General features: G+C 69.9%; 11 protein-coding genes and 1 other RNA gene. 4 read left to right on the top strand and 8 right to left on the bottom strand.

What is annotated here, in order from left to right; all coding sequences use genetic code 11:
• Window positions 1–1,312 precede the first annotated feature (1,312 nt).
• Entirely contained in the window at window positions 1,313–3,145 is a 1,833-nt protein-coding gene (locus DX914_RS11265) for an ABC transporter ATP-binding protein (protein ID WP_115859235.1), read from the top strand.
• Window positions 3,146–3,349: 204 nt separating this feature from the next.
• On the opposite strand, the gene rpiA is transcribed toward DX914_RS11265, so the two are convergent.
• The 7 genes from rpiA to DX914_RS11230 form a co-directional block, all read right to left on the bottom strand.
• On the bottom strand, window positions 3,350–4,012 hold the full coding sequence (rpiA, locus tag DX914_RS11260) for a ribose-5-phosphate isomerase RpiA (protein ID WP_115859055.1): 663 nt from the start codon (window positions 4,010–4,012) through the stop codon (window positions 3,350–3,352).
• A 203-nt stretch (window positions 4,013–4,215) separates the two neighbouring features.
• On the bottom strand, window positions 4,216–4,686 hold the full coding sequence (locus DX914_RS11255; RefSeq protein ID WP_115859054.1) for an EVE domain-containing protein: 471 nt from the start codon (window positions 4,684–4,686) through the stop codon (window positions 4,216–4,218).
• Window positions 4,687–4,691: 5 nt separating this feature from the next.
• On the bottom strand, window positions 4,692–5,285 hold the full coding sequence (locus DX914_RS11250) for a 5-formyltetrahydrofolate cyclo-ligase (protein WP_115859053.1): 594 nt from the start codon (window positions 5,283–5,285) through the stop codon (window positions 4,692–4,694).
• Window positions 5,286–5,390: 105 nt separating this feature from the next.
• Window positions 5,391–5,577: non-coding RNA, 6S RNA (ssrS, locus tag DX914_RS11245), on the bottom strand.
• A gap of 117 nt (window positions 5,578–5,694) precedes the next feature.
• Window positions 5,695–5,997: a cell division protein ZapA gene (locus DX914_RS11240; RefSeq protein ID WP_115859052.1), complete on the bottom strand. Its 303-nt coding sequence runs from the start codon at window positions 5,995–5,997 to the stop codon at window positions 5,695–5,697.
• Window positions 5,998–6,007: 10 nt separating this feature from the next.
• Window positions 6,008–6,229: a TIGR02449 family protein gene (locus DX914_RS11235; RefSeq protein WP_115859051.1), complete on the bottom strand. Its 222-nt coding sequence runs from the start codon at window positions 6,227–6,229 to the stop codon at window positions 6,008–6,010.
• Window positions 6,230–6,314: 85 nt separating this feature from the next.
• Window positions 6,315–10,859, bottom strand: coding sequence for an EAL domain-containing protein (locus DX914_RS11230; protein ID WP_158549248.1), 4,545 nt, complete (start codon window positions 10,857–10,859; stop codon window positions 6,315–6,317).
• Window positions 10,860–10,972: 113 nt separating this feature from the next.
• Between DX914_RS11230 and DX914_RS11225 the strand changes: the two genes are divergently transcribed.
• Together DX914_RS11225 and DX914_RS11220 are read left to right on the top strand one after the other, a co-directional pair.
• Window positions 10,973–11,512, top strand: a complete 540-nt coding sequence (locus tag DX914_RS11225) for a UPF0149 family protein (RefSeq protein WP_196778896.1) — start codon at window positions 10,973–10,975, stop codon at window positions 11,510–11,512.
• A gap of 25 nt (window positions 11,513–11,537) precedes the next feature.
• A complete protein-coding gene (locus DX914_RS11220) occupies window positions 11,538–12,860 on the top strand; it encodes an aminopeptidase P N-terminal domain-containing protein (RefSeq protein WP_115859048.1) in 1,323 nt (440 codons plus the stop codon).
• Between the two features lie 612 nt (window positions 12,861–13,472).
• Here DX914_RS11220 and DX914_RS11215 read toward each other — a convergent pair.
• Complete coding sequence (locus tag DX914_RS11215; protein ID WP_115859047.1) at window positions 13,473–14,363, bottom strand: LysR family transcriptional regulator; 891 nt, start codon at window positions 14,361–14,363, stop codon at window positions 13,473–13,475.
• A gap of 99 nt (window positions 14,364–14,462) precedes the next feature.
• Between DX914_RS11215 and DX914_RS11210 the strand changes: the two genes are divergently transcribed.
• Window positions 14,463–15,059: a short chain dehydrogenase gene (locus tag DX914_RS11210; RefSeq protein WP_115859046.1), complete on the top strand. Its 597-nt coding sequence runs from the start codon at window positions 14,463–14,465 to the stop codon at window positions 15,057–15,059.
• Window positions 15,060–15,095: the final 36 nt, after the last annotated feature.

Raw genomic sequence — 15,095 nt, 5'->3', positions numbered from 1 at the left:
CGGTTCCCGTCAGGGGACCGGCCTTCTTCTTTGCGCGCGATAAAAGTTTATGTGGCCGAGTTAATCCGTCGGCCGCCGAACATCGCGTTGGCGTCACGCCGCGCGAGCGCCCGGCCCGCGCCAGCGGCGCGGGCGTTCCCCGATGCACGCGCCCGTGGCGCGTAAGCCGCATCGGCTCACCCCATCCCGAACTCGGAAGTGAAACGCACACGCGCCGATGGGTGTATGGCCTAAGCCATGCAAGAGGTGGTCATCGCCAGGGGCTTCATCCGAAGGCCGGTTCCCGACAGGGGGCCGGCCTTCTTCTTTGCGCGAAACGAAAGTTCATGCGCGCAGTTAATGCGCCGAGTTAATGCAGCCCGGCCGCTCTTAGTTTCGCCCCGGCTTGTCTTCCCCCTTTGGAAAAGCGGGATTGCGGGGGATTTGCCTTTGCTGTTGCTCTTGCTTAGGAACAACAGCAACAGCTTCCGTCCGCAAGCGGCCGGGTCACTTTCTTTTGATAAGCGTCAAAAGAAAGTAACCAAAGAAAAACGCTGCCCCAGAGTTCCTGTGCGAGATCGATGCGCGCGCCGCCCCCGTCTTCGCGGGGGCCAGGCTCTACTGTTGGAGCTGCGAGTTCGGGGCCCGAGCGGAGATCAAGAGCATTCGCGCTTCGCGCTCACCCCCTCACCCTAGCCCTCTCCCGTGAACGGGAGAGGGGACACATTCGACCGCTACCCTTTACCTTTCACCCTAACCCGCTCCCGTAAATGGGAGAGAGGACGGACTCGATCGACGTTGATGCTTTAGCCCCTCTCCCGCTATGCGGGAGAGGGGTTGGGGTGAGGGCGCGCGGGAGCACGAACTGCTGTCTAGCCCACACCCGCGCCGGAAGAGGGGTCAAAACCATGCCGATCCTGGCCGTTCGTCGCGCCCGATTTCGCCGCCGCAACCGCTTCAGGTTAAACTCCGCCCCACAGCCGCACCATCGCGGCTGTTCGCCGCGGCCCGCTCGGGTCGCTGGCCCCCGGCCGAAGCCGGAACCAGGAGAGAGGTGCACATGAAGTTCTCAGGCATCCGCGCGGTACACCGTTAAGTCCGCGCCCGCGGCCCGTACAGGGGCCGCGCACGGCTGGCAGTACGCCGATCCGGCCCCTTGTGGCCCTGGATCGCGCGCGCTCGTCCGCCTCCTAACTCCCGATCCGTAGTCAGGCGCCGTCACGCGCCCACGCCACGCAGCGTCCGCTGCCTTGTGCCGTTTTCCCGGCGCATGGCGGTGCCGGCGACGCGTTCGGGAGCCGCATAAGTACGAATAAGGCCGAAAGCCATGACGATTTTCCGCTGGTTCGAATCGCTGATCGACCCGTTCCGCAACGTGCCCGAGACGATGCCGCCGCGCACCGTGAGCGGGTTCTATTGGCATTTCCTCAAACAAGCCTGGCCCGTGTTCGCCGCGTTGACCGTGGTCGGCTTCTTCGTCGCCATCGTCGAGGTGGCGATGTTCGACTACCTGGGCCGGGTGGTGGACCTGGTCAACACCACGCCGGCGAGCGAGCTGTTCGCCCGCCACGGCGGCGAGCTGCTGTGGATGGCGCTGGTGATGCTGTTGCTGCGGCCGCTGGCATTGGGCCTGCACGACCTGCTGCTGAACCAGGCCGTGCACCCCAGCATGACCAACCTGGTGCGCTGGCAGACCCATCGCTACATGCTCAAGCAGAGCCTGGGCTTCTTCCAGAACGACTTCGCCGGCCGCGTGGCCAACCGGATCATGCAGACCGGTCCCTCGCTGCGCGAATCGACCACCCAGGCCTTCGACGCGCTGTGGTACGTGGTGGTGTACTCGGCTTCGGCGATCTACCTATTCGCCCAGGCCGACGTGCGCCTGATCTGGCCCTTGCTGGCCTGGATCGCGATCTACATCGGCCTGCTGCGCTACTTCGTGCCGCGGGTGAAGCAGCGTTCGTGGCGGGCGTCGGATGCGCGATCCAAGCTGATGGGCCGGATCGTCGACGGCTACACCAACATCGCCACGCTCAAGCTGTTCGCGCATTCGCGCCGCGAGGAGCAGTACGTGGCCGAGGCGATGCTGGAGCAAACCTCCCGTTCGCGCGACATGACCCGCATGACCACGCTGATGGGCGCCAGCATCACCACGCTCAACGGCTTGTTGATCGTGGGCACCACTGGGCTGGCGCTGTGGTTGTGGCATCAGGGCGCGATCACGGTCGGCGCGATCGCGCTGGCCACCGGCCTGGTGATCCGCATCCACAACATGTCGGGCTGGATCATGTGGACGGTGAACGGGATCTTCGAGGACATAGGCACGGTGCAGGACGGCATCGAGACGATCTCGCGGCCGCTGACCGTCGTGGATCGCGACGACGCGCAGCCGCTGACGGTGAGCGAAGGCGGCGTGCGCTTCGAGAACGTGCACTTCCATTATGGCCGCAACGCCGGTTTGATCGCGGACCTCGACTTGCAGGTTAAGCCGGGCGAGAAGATCGGCTTGGTCGGTCCTTCGGGCGCGGGCAAGTCGACGCTGATGAACATCCTGTTGCGCCTGTACGACCTGGAGGGCGGCCGCATCCTGATCGACGGCCAGGACATCGCCGGGGTGAGCCAGGAGAGCCTGCGTTCGCAGATCGGTGTGGTCACCCAGGACACCTCGCTGCTGCACCGTTCGATCCGCGACAACCTGCTGTACGGCCGTCCGGACGCGAGCGAGGAGCAGATGCTGGAAGCGGCGCGCAAGGCCAAGGCGGAGGAGTTCATCCCGCAGTTGGTGGACGGCGAGGGCCGGCGCGGCTACGACGCGCTGGTGGGCGAGCGCGGGGTGAAGCTGTCCGGCGGCCAGCGCCAGCGCATCGCCATCGCCCGGGTGCTGCTGAAGGACGCGCCGATCCTGATCCTGGACGAGGCGACCTCGGCACTGGACTCGGAAGCCGAAGCGGCGATCCAGGACAGCCTGGAAACGCTGATGGCGGGCAAGACGGTGATCGCGATCGCGCACCGGCTGTCGACCATCGCGCGCATGGACCGTTTGGTGGTGATGGACCAGGGCCACATCATCGAGAGCGGCACCCATGAGCAGCTGATCGCGCGCGACGGTCTGTATGCGCGTTTGTGGAAGCGGCAGACGGGGGGCTTCGTGGCGGTCGACGCCTAAGAGCATTCGCGCTGCGCGCTCATCCCCTCACCCTAGCCACGCCCCGGCCCGACCGTTGAGCGGTCGGGCGTTCGGTGCAGCGCGAGCCGGTGGCTCGCAAGCGCTGCCCCTCACCCCGCGAGCGGGAGAGGGGATCAATCCGGCGTCGCTGCTGCTTTTAGCCCCTCTCCCGCTTGCGGGAGAGGGGTTGGGTAAGGGCCGCTCTTAGAGCACCAGCGGCGGTTCGCCGCCGACGATCACGACGTCGGCCGGGCGGCGTGCGAACAGGCCCACGCTGACCACGCCGGGGATCTGGTTCAGCGCGGTTTCCAGCGCGACCGGGTCGGTGATGGCCAGGCCGTGCACGTCGAGGATGGCGTTGCCGTTGTCGGTGACCACGCCCGCGCCTTCGGCGTTCTGGCGCCATACCGGCTGGGCGCGGGTCAGGGCCAGGATTTCGCGCGCGACCAGGCTGCGCGCCATCGGGATCACTTCCACCGGCAGCGGGAAGCGGCCGAGCAGGTCCACGCGCTTGGCCGGGTCGACGATGCAGACGAACTTCTCGCTGGCCTCGGCGATGATCTTCTCGCGGGTCAGCGCGGCGCCGCCGCCTTTGATCAGGCGCTTGTGCGGGTCGCACTCGTCGGCGCCGTCCACGTACAGCTGCAGCGGGCCGGTGGCGTTGAGGTCCAGCACCTCGATGCCCAACGCCTGCAGGCGTGCGGTGCTCTGCTCGGAGCTGGACACCGCGCCTTTGATCCGGTCCTTATGCCGGCCCAGGGCCTCGATGAAGTAGGCCACGGTGGAACCGGTGCCGACGCCGACGATCATGCCGTCTTCGATGTAGTCGATGGCTTTTTCGCCGGCCAGGCGTTTCGCTTCGGACATGGGGCGTAGGGCTCGTGATGGGTGATTCGTGATTCGGTGAATGCGTGGACAGTCATGCTCGGCCGTTGCTCGTCATCCCCGCGAAAGCGGGGATCCAGAGACTTCAGAGCCATGCCTGGATGGAGCCCTGGATCCCCGCCTTCGCGGGGATGACGGATCGGGGTAGCGCGGTTGTCGCAGCCTTCCCCTGGTCCGTGCTGCGCTCACTCCATCGCCAGCAACAGCTTCCACTGCGCCGCGCTCACCGGCAGCACCGACAGGCGGTTGCCGCGGCGGGTCAGGGCGAAGTCTTCGCCGAGTTCGTCGGCGCGGGCCTTGATCTCGTCCAGCGACACCACCCGGTCGAACTTGCGCTCGAAGGCCACGTCCACCAGCAGCCAGCGCGGGTCTTCGCGCGTGCTCTTGGGGTCGTAGTAGTCCGACTTGGGGTCGAACTGGGTCGGGTCCGGATAGGCCGCGCTGGCGATGCTGGCCAGGCCGGCGATGCCGGGCACGGCGGTGTTGGAGTGGTAGAACAGCACGCCGTCGCCGACCTTCATGCCGTCGCGCATGTAGTTGCGCGCCTGGTAGTTGCGCACGCCGTTCCAGGGCTCGGTGCGCACGCGTTGCAGGTCGTCGATCGAGAAGGTGTCCGGTTCGGACTTCATCAGCCAGTAGCGGCGGCGTGCGGTCATGGCGGTCAGGCGATCAGGGAGTGGCGGTGGTCGTGGGCGGCGGCTTCGGTGCAGACCGCGTCCAGGGCGACGTCCCAGTCGGCGCGGTCCAGGGCGTCGACCCGTTGCGCCTCGAAGGCGGCGCCCACCAGCCACGGCGGCGCGGGCTGGTGCTGGCGGAAAGCGAAGCTACGATCGTACCAGCCGCCGCCCATGCCCAGCCGGTGGCCGCGCGCGTCGAAGCCGACCAACGGGGTCACCGCCAGGCTCAGCTCGCGCGCGTCCAGCAGCGAGCTGGGGACGACGTCGGGTTCGGGGATGCCGTAGCGGTTGCTGGCCAGCGGGTCGCCGGGGCGCCAGGGCGCGAAGCGCAGCAGGCCTTCGGCGCTCAGCACCGGCAGGCAGTAGACGCAATCCGGCGGCAGCCGCAGCTGCCAGGCGTGCAGGCCGATCTCGCCGTCCAGCGCCCAGTAGCCGGCGACGTAGCCGGAGGCCGGGGCGAAGGGCAGGGACAGCAGGTGCTGCGCCAGGCGCTCGGCGCCGGCGATGCGTTGCGGCGCCGGCAGCGCGCGGCGGCGTTCGCGCAGATCGCGGCGCAAGGCCGCGCGGTCGGCCGTCATGCGGCGTGGATTCCGGTGGGGCGCGGCGCGCGGCCGCGTGGGCGACGGGACATAACGGCATCGACAAAAAGAGCGGGCGCCGCGAGGCGCCCGTTCCTGGAATAGTAGTCCTCCGCCAATGACGATGCTTGCGAAACGACCTTGAACCCGGGGTTCAAGTGGGGACGCTTGGCAGCCTTCGGGCTTCCCGCTACGAGGCGGACCTGCACTCCGGGCTTCCGCTGCGCCCCCGCGGTCGTCATTAAGGGACAAGGCGAATGTTTGCGCACGCCGTCGCGCACAGCAGAGGACGTGGACGCAGTATAAGCGTGCGTTCGCCGCCGCGCACGTCCGCTCGTCGGCGACGCTGTGTTGCGATTCATGCGATTGCGGTTTTTTGCGCTACGTCACGCGCGGCACGTTCGCGCGTTCAGCGCGGGGCGCTGTCGAACAGGCCGTCGAGCTTGCGGTGCAGATCGCCCAGCGTGCGCGCGAGTTCGCGGTCGCGGCTTTCGTTCTCGCCGCGCAACTGCTGCAATTCGTGGGCCAGGTTGAGCGCGGCCAGCACCGCCACGCGGTCCAGCGCGGCCATGCGGTTGCCGCCGCGGATCTCGCGCATCTTGCTGTCCAGCAGCTTGGCCGCGGTCAGCAGGCTGTCGCGTTCGGATGGCTCGCAGCCGACCGTGTACTCGCGGTCGAGCAGGCGGATGCTGACGGGTTCGCTGGCGCTCATCGGCTAATGCTCAGGTGTGCTGCTCGAGCGACTTCAGCCGCGCGATCATCGCTTCGACGCGGGTGCGCGCCTGCTCGTTCTTGGCCAGCAGCGCGGAGCGTTCGCCGACCAGCTGTTCCTGTTGCTGGCGCAGGCTGCGGTTCTCGTCGTTCAGGCGACGCGCGCGATCGGCCAATTCGTCGAAGCGTTCGGCGAGCGACTGCAGTTGGGCGATGAGTTCGGCGCGGTCCATGCGGGCACGATAGCAGGGCGAGGGAGCCGGTCAAGCCGGCTGCGCCGGGCCGCCGCGGGCCCGGGCCGCAGGCGGGGCGGCGGTCTCAGTTCGGGGCGGCCGGCGGCGGCAGGGGCGGGCTGCGGGCCAGGATGAACGCCAGGCACTGCTCGGCTTCCAGCGGCCGCGCCAGCCAGTAGCCCTGGATCTCGTCGCAGCCGTGGGCGCGCAGGAACTCCATCTGCGCCTCGGACTCCACGCCCTCGGCGACCACGTTCAGGCCCAGCGAATGGGCCATGGTGATGACGGTGCTGGTGATGGCCTCGTCGTCGGGGTCGCGGCCCAGGTCGCCGACGAATTCCTTGTCGATCTTCAGGGTGTTGATCGGCAGCCGCTTGAGGTAGGCCAGCGAGGAGTAGCCGGTGCCGAAGTCGTCCACCGCCAGGCCCACGCCCAGGTCGCGCACCGCCTGCAGGGTGGCGGCGGTCTGCACGGCGTTGGCCATGATCACGCTCTCGGTCAGCTCCAGCTCCAGGCGCCAGGCCGGGATGCCGCTTTCGTCGAGCGCGCGCGCCACCACCTTGGGCAGGTCGCTGCGCAGCAGCTGCAGGGCCGAGACGTTGACCGACATCGACAGCTGGTCCAGGCCGTGTGCGCGCCAGCGCTCGAGCATCTTGCAGGCCTCGTGCATGGCCCATTCGCCGATGTCCAGGATCAGCCCGCTTTCCTCGGCCAGCGGGATGAACTGCGCCGGGGAGATGTCGCCGTACTCGGCGCTGCGCCAGCGCAGCAAGGCCTCGACGCCGGTGATGCGTTGCTCGGGCAACGACAGCCGCGGCTGGAACACCAGGCGCAGCTCGTTGCGGTCCAGCACCTTGCGCAGCGCCGCGGAAATCGTCGCGCGGCGGCGGATCTCCACGTCCATGGCCTCGGTGTAGCGCATGTAGGTGCGCCGGCCGGCGGCCTTGGCCTGGTACATCGCGGTGTCGGCGTGCTTGAGCAGGTCGGTCGGCACCTGGGCGTGGTCGGGGTACAGGCTGATGCCGATCGAGGGCGAGATCTGCACGTCGTGGCGCTCGTCGAAATCCAGCGGCGCTTCGAACGCGCGCATCAGCTTGCGCGCGATGGCCTCGGCTTCCTCGGGCGTGTCGATGGCCTCCAGCACCACGGTGAACTCGTCGCCGCCCAGGCGGGCGACGGTGTGCTCGGCGCCCACGGTGTCCTGCAATCGATTGGCGGCGGCGCGCAGGATGCGGTCGCCGGCGGCATGGCCCAGCGAGTCGTTGATGTCCTTGAAGCGGTCCAGGTCCAGGAACAGCACCGCGATGCGGTGGCCCTGGCGGCGCGCGCGCACGATCGCGCGCGACAGCCGCTCCGACAGCAGGGTGCGGTTGGGCAGGCTGGTCAGGGTGTCGTAGTTGGCCAGGTAGCGCAGTTCCTGCTCCGCGCGCTTCTGGTCGGTGATGTCGCCCAGCACCGCCACGTAGTGGCTGCGCTGGCCGCTGGCGTCGAGCACGGCGCTGCCCTGCAGCCAGCACAGGAATTCGCCGCCGTCCTTGCGTTGCTGCCAGATCTCGCCCGACCAGCGCCCGCTGCGCTGCAGTTCGGCGCGCATCTCCTGGTAGAACTCGGGGTCGTGCTGGCGGCTGTCGAGCAGGCTGGCCGAACGCCCGATCACCTCGGCGTCGCCGTAGCCGGTCATGTGGGTGAAGGCGGGGTTGATCGAGACGAAGTTGAAGTCGCGATCGATCACCGCCACCGCCTCGGCCATGGAGCGCAGCACCTCGCTGGAGATGCGGCGGTCGCGCTCGGCGCTGCGGCTGGCGGTGATGTCGCGGGCGGTGCCGGCCACGCGCAGGGCGCGGCCCTTGCCGTCGCGCTCGACCACGCGGCCGCGCGCGCGCACCCAGCTCCAGCCGCCGGCGGCGTTGCGCAGGCGGTGCTCGGACAGGAACAGGGCGGCGTCGCCGCGCAGGTGGCGCTTGAGCAGTTCCAGCACGCGCTGCTGGTCGTCGCTGTGGATCTCGTGGTCGTCGACCACGTGGGTCTGCACGCCGATGTCCGGGGTCTGCGCGTGCTCGTCGTCCACGCGCATGCGGTGCATTTCGCGGCGGCTGAGGTCGTAGTCCCAGAACTGCTCGCCCGAGGCCCACAGCGCCAGCTTCAGGCGCTCCTCGCGCTCGCGGATCTGTTCGAAGTAGCCGCGCTCGCGCTGGCGCGCGCGATGCCAGCGCCAGCCCAGGCTGGCGATCAGGGCGATCAGCGCCAGCGCCGCGGCCAGCATCACCATCGGGTGGCGCCACAGCGGCGGCGCCACGTGCACCGGGATCACCAGCTCGCGCGAGTTCCACACGCCGTCGCGGTTGGTGGCCTGGGCGCGGAAGGTGTAGCGGCCGGCGGGCAGGCGGGTGTAGGTGATGTCGCGGCGCATGCCGTTTTCGATCCAGCCGCGGTCGAAGCCGTCCATGCGGTAGCGGTAGCGGATGCTGGAATCGGGAGCGAAGTCCAGCGCGCCCACGCGCAGGCGCAGGATGCCGGCCGAGGCGGGCATGTCCAGCCGCGCCGGCTGCCACAGCGCGCCGTTGTCGACCGTGGCCTCGGCGCCGATCCAGGCGCCCAGCAGGCGCACCGGCGGGGTGTAGCGCGAGTCGGCCATGCGCGCCGGCGCGAACAGGTTGAGGCCGCGCACGCCGCCGAAGGCCAGGCGGCCGTCGCTGAGCTGGGTCACGGCGCCGCCGTTGAATTCCAGGTCCTGCAGGCCGTCGGCCAGGCCGTAGCGGCGTACCCAGCCCGGGGCGATGTCGAAGCGCAGGATGCCCGCGTCGGTGCCCAGCCACAGCCGCCCGTTCGGCGATTCGGCGATGGTGAACACCACCGGTACCGGGCGGTCGTTCATGGCCGCGGCCAGCGGGTGCTCGAAGCGCAGCACGCCGCCGCGCTCCACGGCGCGGCTGAGCCCGGCGTGGCCGCCGATCCAGACCGTGCCGTCGGCGGACTGGTGCAGCGCGCGCACCAGGTTGCCGGGCAGGCTGGACGGGTCGTCGGCGACGTGGCGGTAGTGGCGCATGCGGCCGCTGCCGGGCTCCAGCAGGTCCAGGCCGTCGCCGGTGCCGAACCAGATGCGGCCGGCGCGGTCCTCCAGCAGCGCATGCACCACCGGGTGGCTCAGGCCCTGGGCGTCGCCCTCGCGGTAGTCGTAGTGGGCGATGGCGCCGCTGGCCGGGTCGTAACGCAGCGCGCCATGGCCGGTGCTGCCCAGCCACAGCTGGCCGTCGCGGGCCACGATCAGGCTGCGCAGCGACAGGTCGCGATAGGGGCCCAGGTCGATGCGTTCGATCGCGCGGGTGACCGGGTCCAGGCGGCGCAGGCCCTGGGTGGTGGCCAGCCAGAGCCGGCCGCGGTCGGCACGGCCGAAGGCCATCACCCGCACGCCGGCACCGACCAGGGCGGTGTAGTCGTCGAAGCGGTCGCGTTGCAGGTCGTAGCGCAGCAGGCGCGCGTTGTCGCTGCCCAGCCACAGGCCGCCGGCGGCGTCCTGGATCAGGGCGCGCATGCTGTCGTCGGCCGCGGCGTTGCGCGGGCTGCCGCTGTCCAGGTCCAGCACGTAGCTGAAGCGGCTGCCGCGTGGGTCGGTCAGGGCCACGCCGCGGAAGGTGCCGCCGGCCCAGAGCAGGCCGCCGTGGTCGATCATCAGGTTGGCGATGGTGTCCTCGGGCAGGCTGGCGTCGATGCCGCCGTCCTCGCGCACCACGTTGAGCTCGCCGGTGTCGGGGTCGTAGCGGCGCAGGCCGCCGGAGAACGCGGAGAACCACAGCCGTCGGTCGGGGGCTTCGACTATCGCGCGCACGTCGGTGGACTCGCCGGGCACCGCGCCCGCCGCGCCCGGCCACACCGCGATCAGGCTGCGGCCGTCGCTGTGCAGGCGGAACAGGCCGTCGCCGCGGCCCACCCAGATCTGGCCGCGGTGATCGCGCAACAGGCTGGCCGCCGGGCGCTCGTCGACGCGCTCGGCGCGGTTGTCGGCGCCGATGCGGTACAGGCCGGTGGCGTTGCCGTACCAGACGTCGCCGCGCAGGTCCGACACCAGCTTCTGCCAGGGCCGGTCGCGCACTTCGGCGGGCAGGCGCAGCAGGGTCTCGCGGCGGCCGGTGGCCGGGTCCAGCCGTTCCAGGCCGGCCACGGTGCCGATCCAGACCCGGCCGCCACGGTAGAGCAGGGTCATGACCTGGCGCGCGGCATGGTTGCCGGCGGGCGGCTGGTAGCGGCGGATGCGGCCGCTGGCCAGGTCCAGCCGGGCCAGGTATTCGGAATAGGTGCCGACCCACAGCGCGCGCTCGCCTTCCAGCGCGAGCGAGGTGATGTAGCTGTCGGGCAGGCTGGCCGGGTCGCGCGGGTCGTGGCGGTAGGGCACGAAGCGCTGGCCGTCGTAGCGGTGCAGGCCGCCCTGGGTGCCGACCCAGACGAAGCCCTGGCTGTCCTGGGCCAGGGCGGTGACCGAGTTCTGCGCCAGGCCCAGCTCGCTGCCCAGGCGGGTGAAGTAGTAGTCGCGCGTGGCCGCGGCCGCCGCCGACGCCACGCCCGCCAGCGCCAGCATCAGGCTGAGCAGGCCTAAGGAGCGAATGGCGGCGGGTAGGAATGGACGCACGGACACCGGCAAGCTGGGCGTGGCAGCGCGCAGTGTAGGCAGGCGCGCGCGGCCGCAACAAGCGCGCCGCTGCATTGCTAAACTGCCGCAACCCCCTGCCTGTGATGCCAGTGTCCGCCATCGAACTGCCCGCGTTGTCCGCCGTCGACGCCCAGAGCCGCCAACTGGCCCTAGCCGCTACGCCTTCCGAACTCCATGGCGCCCTGTGCGGCTGGCTCGCCGGCGGCGGCGCCTCCGTGCGCGATTGGCCGGGCAAGGTGCTGGCCGACAACGACCTGGGCACGCCCGACAACGGCAGCCCCTTGGACCAGCTGCGCCTGGCCAGCGCCGCGCAGTTGTCCGACCGCAGTTTCGAATTCTCGCTGCTGCTGCCCGATGCCGACGCCTCGCTCGCCGAGCGCAGCGGCGCGTTGTTCGACTGGTGCCGCGGTTTTCTCAGCGCCTTCGGCCTGGCCGGCGCCTCGGCCAATGCGCTGTCGGTGGAAGGCCGCGAAGCGCTGGGCGATCTGGCCAAGCTCGCCGCCGCGCAGCCGCAGGACGACGGCGACGAAGAGGACGAGGAAGCGCTGGCCGAGATCGAGGAATTCGTGCGCGTGGCCGCGCTGCTGCTGCACGGCGATATCGTGCTGGCCGCGCAGCACCGGCAGCGCCTGAACTGACCGCACCCGGAGCGACACCGCTGCGATGACGCTAGCTTCGAACATTCCCGCCAAGGCCTACGCCCGCCGCCGCAAGCAGCTCATGCGCATGGCCGGCGACGATGCCATCCTGGTGCTGCCGGCGGCCAACGAGCTCATCCGCAGCCGCGACACCCATTACCCGTACCGGCAGGATTCGGACCTGTGGTACCTCACCGGCTTCCCCGAACCCGAAGCGGTGCTGGTGCTGGTGCCCGGCCGCAAGCACGGCGAGACCCTGCTGTTCTGCCGCGAACGCGACCTGGAGCGCGAAGGCTGGGACGGCCCGCGCTTCGGCCCGGAAGGCGCGGTCGAGGCCTTCGGCCTGGACGACGCCTACCCCATCGCCGATCTGGACGACATCCTGCCCGGCCTGCTGGAAGGCCGCTCGCGCGTGTACTACCACTTCGGCCGCGACCAGGAGTTCGACCTCAAGCTGATCGGCTGGCTCAACCGCGTGCGCGCGATGGTGCGCCAGGGCGCGCAGCCGCCGCACGAGTTCCTGGAGCTGGGCCACCTGCTCGACGAGATGCGTCTGTTCAAGGACCGCGACGAGCTCAAGCTGATGCAGCGCGCGGCCGATATCAGCGTGCTCGCGCACGAGGCGGCCATGCGCGCTGCGCGCGCCGGCGTGCGCGAGTACGAGCTGCAGGCCGAACTGGAACGGGTGTTCCGCATGCACGATGCCGAGCCGGCCTACGGCAGCATCGTCGGCGCCGGCGCCAACGGCTGCGTGCTGCATTACCGCGCCAACAACGGCCAGGCGCGCGACGGCGATCTGGTGCTGATCGACGCCGGCGCCGAGTTCCGCGGCTACGCCGCCGACATCACCCGCACGTTCCCGGTCAACGGCCGTTTCAGCGAGCCGCAGCGCGCGCTGCACGATCTGGTCGGCGCGGCCCAGGCCGCGGCGCTGGCGCAGGCGCGCCCGGGCGTGTCCTACGAGGCCGGCCACAACGCGGCAGTGGAGACGCTGACCGAGGGCTTGCTGCGCCTGGGGCTGCTCAAGGGCAAGCTGGAGAAGAACATCGCCGACGGCAGCTACCGGCGTTTCTACCGGCACAAGACCGGGCACTGGCTGGGCTTGGACGTGCACGATGTGGGCGAGTACCGCATCGACGGCGAGTCGCGTCTGTTGGAACCGGGCATGGTGTTCACCATCGAGCCGGGCCTGTACGTGTCGCACGACGACACCAGCGTGGACCCGAAGTGGCGCGGCATCGGCATCCGCACGGAGGACGACGTGTTGGTGACCAAGGATGGCTATCAGGTGCTGACCGACAAGCTGGCGCGCAGCGCCGACGAAATCGAAGCGTTCATGGCCAAGTAGCCCACCGCCTGCCCGCTCTGGGGTAGGAGCGGCGTAAGCCGCGACCGCGGATCCGCACCCACGACGAAAGCTACGCACGCCCGTGTAGGAGCTGCGCAAGCTGCGACCGCGAATCCGCAGTTGCGGTCGGCGGGGGGCTCCTCTGGCACCTTGGGGTAGGAGCGGCGTAAGCCGCGATCCGCTCCGAACTCGCGAAGGTGTTTGGGTGTGTTGGTTGAAGCAACAGCAACAGCTTCCGTCCGCAAGCGGCCGGGTCACTTTCTTTTGATAAGCGTCAAAAGAAAGTAACCAAAGAAAAACGCTTCGCCAGAGCTCCCGTGCGAGAGCGGAGTGGGCGCGGGGATTTTTCGATGGCACATCCCTGTGCCAGCGAAAAACGGCGCACCTCCTGTGCGCCGCCCTCCGGGTCTTCTATTGGCATGGCGAGTTCGGTGCCCGAGCGAGGATCAAGAGCATTCGCGCTTTGCGCTCACCCCCTCACCCTAGCCCTCTCCCGTGAACGGGAGAGGGGACGCATCCGCCGCCGCTGTTGCTTTAGCCCCTCTCCCGCTTGCGGGAGAGGGGTTGGGGTGAGGGCACGCGAAGCGGCAGGTCGCGGTGCGCGTTCGTCTCCTAAGCCCCCATCGCCTCCATCACCGCCTCCACGAAGCGGCTCAGTTTCGGCGGCGGCTGTCGATCGCGCGGATACAGCAGATGCACCGGCCGCGGCGGCGGCAGGTCGTTTTCGAACAGCGGCACCAGGCGGCCGGCGGCCAGGTCTTCGGCCAGCAGCACTTCGGGCTGCAGCAGGATGCCGCAGCCGTCCAGCGCGGCGCGGCGCAGAGCCTCGCCGTGGTTGGAGGCGAAGCGGCCGCTCAGGCGCAGCGGTTCGCCGCCCAGGCTGGCGAAGCGCCAGCCGGTGTTGGGGTGCCAGAGCAGGTGATTGAGGCAGCTGTGTTGCGGCAGCTCGCTGGGGCTGCGCGGAGTGCCGCGTTCGCGCAGGTAGTCGGGCGAGGCGCAGACGATCATGCGGTAGGGGCGCAGCGGGCGCGCGACCAGGTGATCGGAGTCGGACAGCGGGCCGATGCGGATCGCCGCGTCGAAACCTTCTGCGATCAGGTCGCTCATGCGGTCGGCCAGGGCCAGGTCCACCGACACCTCGGGATAGGCGCGCAGGAAGGCGGTGACCACCGGTGCCACCGCATGCGTGCCCAGGGTCAGCGGCGCGGTGATGCGCAGGCGGCCGCGCGGGCGGCTGTGGTCCTGCAGGCGCTCGGCCACGGTCTCGGCGCGGCGCACCTGTTCCAGCGCCAGCCGCGCTTCCTCCAGAAAGGCCGCGCCCGCTTCGGTCAGCCGCTGCTTGCGGGTGTCGCGCTGGAGCAGGCGCGCGCCCAGGTGTTCCTCGAGCTGACGGATGTGCTTGCCGACCATCACCGCCGACAGGCGTTGCGCCTGCGCGGCCGAGGCGAAGCTGCCGCGGTCGGCGACCGAAACGAATACCGCCATCGCGCGCAGCAGGTCCATGGCTAACCCGGAGTTAGGGGTGCCGGAAATGCTAGCGCATACCCCGGCGCGGATCCGGCGCGCAGACTGGTCGCCATTCCCCACACCGGAGTTTCCGCCATGAAGATCCTGCTCGTAGGCGCCAGCGGCACGCTCGGCCGCGCCATCGCCCAGACCCTGTCCCACCACGAGGTGTTGGCCGCCAGCCGCAACAGCGCGCAGTTTCCGGTCGACATCACCGACGACGCCAGCGTGAGCGCGCTGCTGCGCAAGACCGGCAAGGTCGACGCCATCGTCTCGGCCGCCGGCGTGCTGCACTTCGGCCCGCTGCCGGAGATGAGCCCGGCGCAGTTCTCGATCGGCCTGAACGACAAGCTGCTGGGGCAGGTGCGCCTGGCGCTGCTGGGCCAGCACGCGCTCAACGACGGCGGTTCGATCACCCTGACCACCGGCATCGTCGCCGACGAGCCGATCCGCGCCGGTGCCAACGCCAGCGCCGTGAACCGCGCGCTGGAAGGTTTCGTGCAGGGCGCGGCGTTCGAGCTGCAGCGCGGGCTGCGCATCAACGCGGTCAGCCCCAGCGTGCTGACCGAATCCTGGGCCGACTACGGCCCGTTCTTCCCCGGCTTCGAGCCGGTGACCGCCGCGCGCGCCGCGCTGGCTTACCAGCGCAGCGTGGAAGGCGTGCAAAGCGGGCGCGTGTACCGCGTCTGGTGAAGCGATGCGCCCGCGCCGTCTTGGCGCGGGCGCCGG

Source organism: Lysobacter silvisoli, from assembly GCF_003382365.1.
GTDB classification, from domain to species: domain Bacteria; phylum Pseudomonadota; class Gammaproteobacteria; order Xanthomonadales; family Xanthomonadaceae; genus Lysobacter; species Lysobacter silvisoli.
Note: the sequence above shows the minus strand (reverse complement) of the source record. Positions and strands in the feature narration are given on the sequence as shown.

Coding starts and splice junctions, on each gene's coding strand:
- rpiA (WP_115859055.1), bottom strand. CDS start 4,012: ATGTCCGAAGCGAAACGCCTGGCCGGCGAAAAAGCCATCGACTACATC.
- DX914_RS11255 (WP_115859054.1), bottom strand. CDS start 4,686: ATGACCGCACGCCGCCGCTACTGGCTGATGAAGTCCGAACCGGACACC.
- DX914_RS11250 (WP_115859053.1), bottom strand. CDS start 5,285: ATGACGGCCGACCGCGCGGCCTTGCGCCGCGATCTGCGCGAACGCCGC.
- DX914_RS11240 (WP_115859052.1), bottom strand. CDS start 5,997: ATGAGCGCCAGCGAACCCGTCAGCATCCGCCTGCTCGACCGCGAGTAC.
- DX914_RS11235 (WP_115859051.1), bottom strand. CDS start 6,229: ATGGACCGCGCCGAACTCATCGCCCAACTGCAGTCGCTCGCCGAACGC.
- DX914_RS11220 (WP_115859048.1), top strand. CDS start 11,538: ATGACGCTAGCTTCGAACATTCCCGCCAAGGCCTACGCCCGCCGCCGC.
- DX914_RS11215 (WP_115859047.1), bottom strand. CDS start 14,363: ATGGACCTGCTGCGCGCGATGGCGGTATTCGTTTCGGTCGCCGACCGC.
- DX914_RS11210 (WP_115859046.1), top strand. CDS start 14,463: ATGAAGATCCTGCTCGTAGGCGCCAGCGGCACGCTCGGCCGCGCCATC.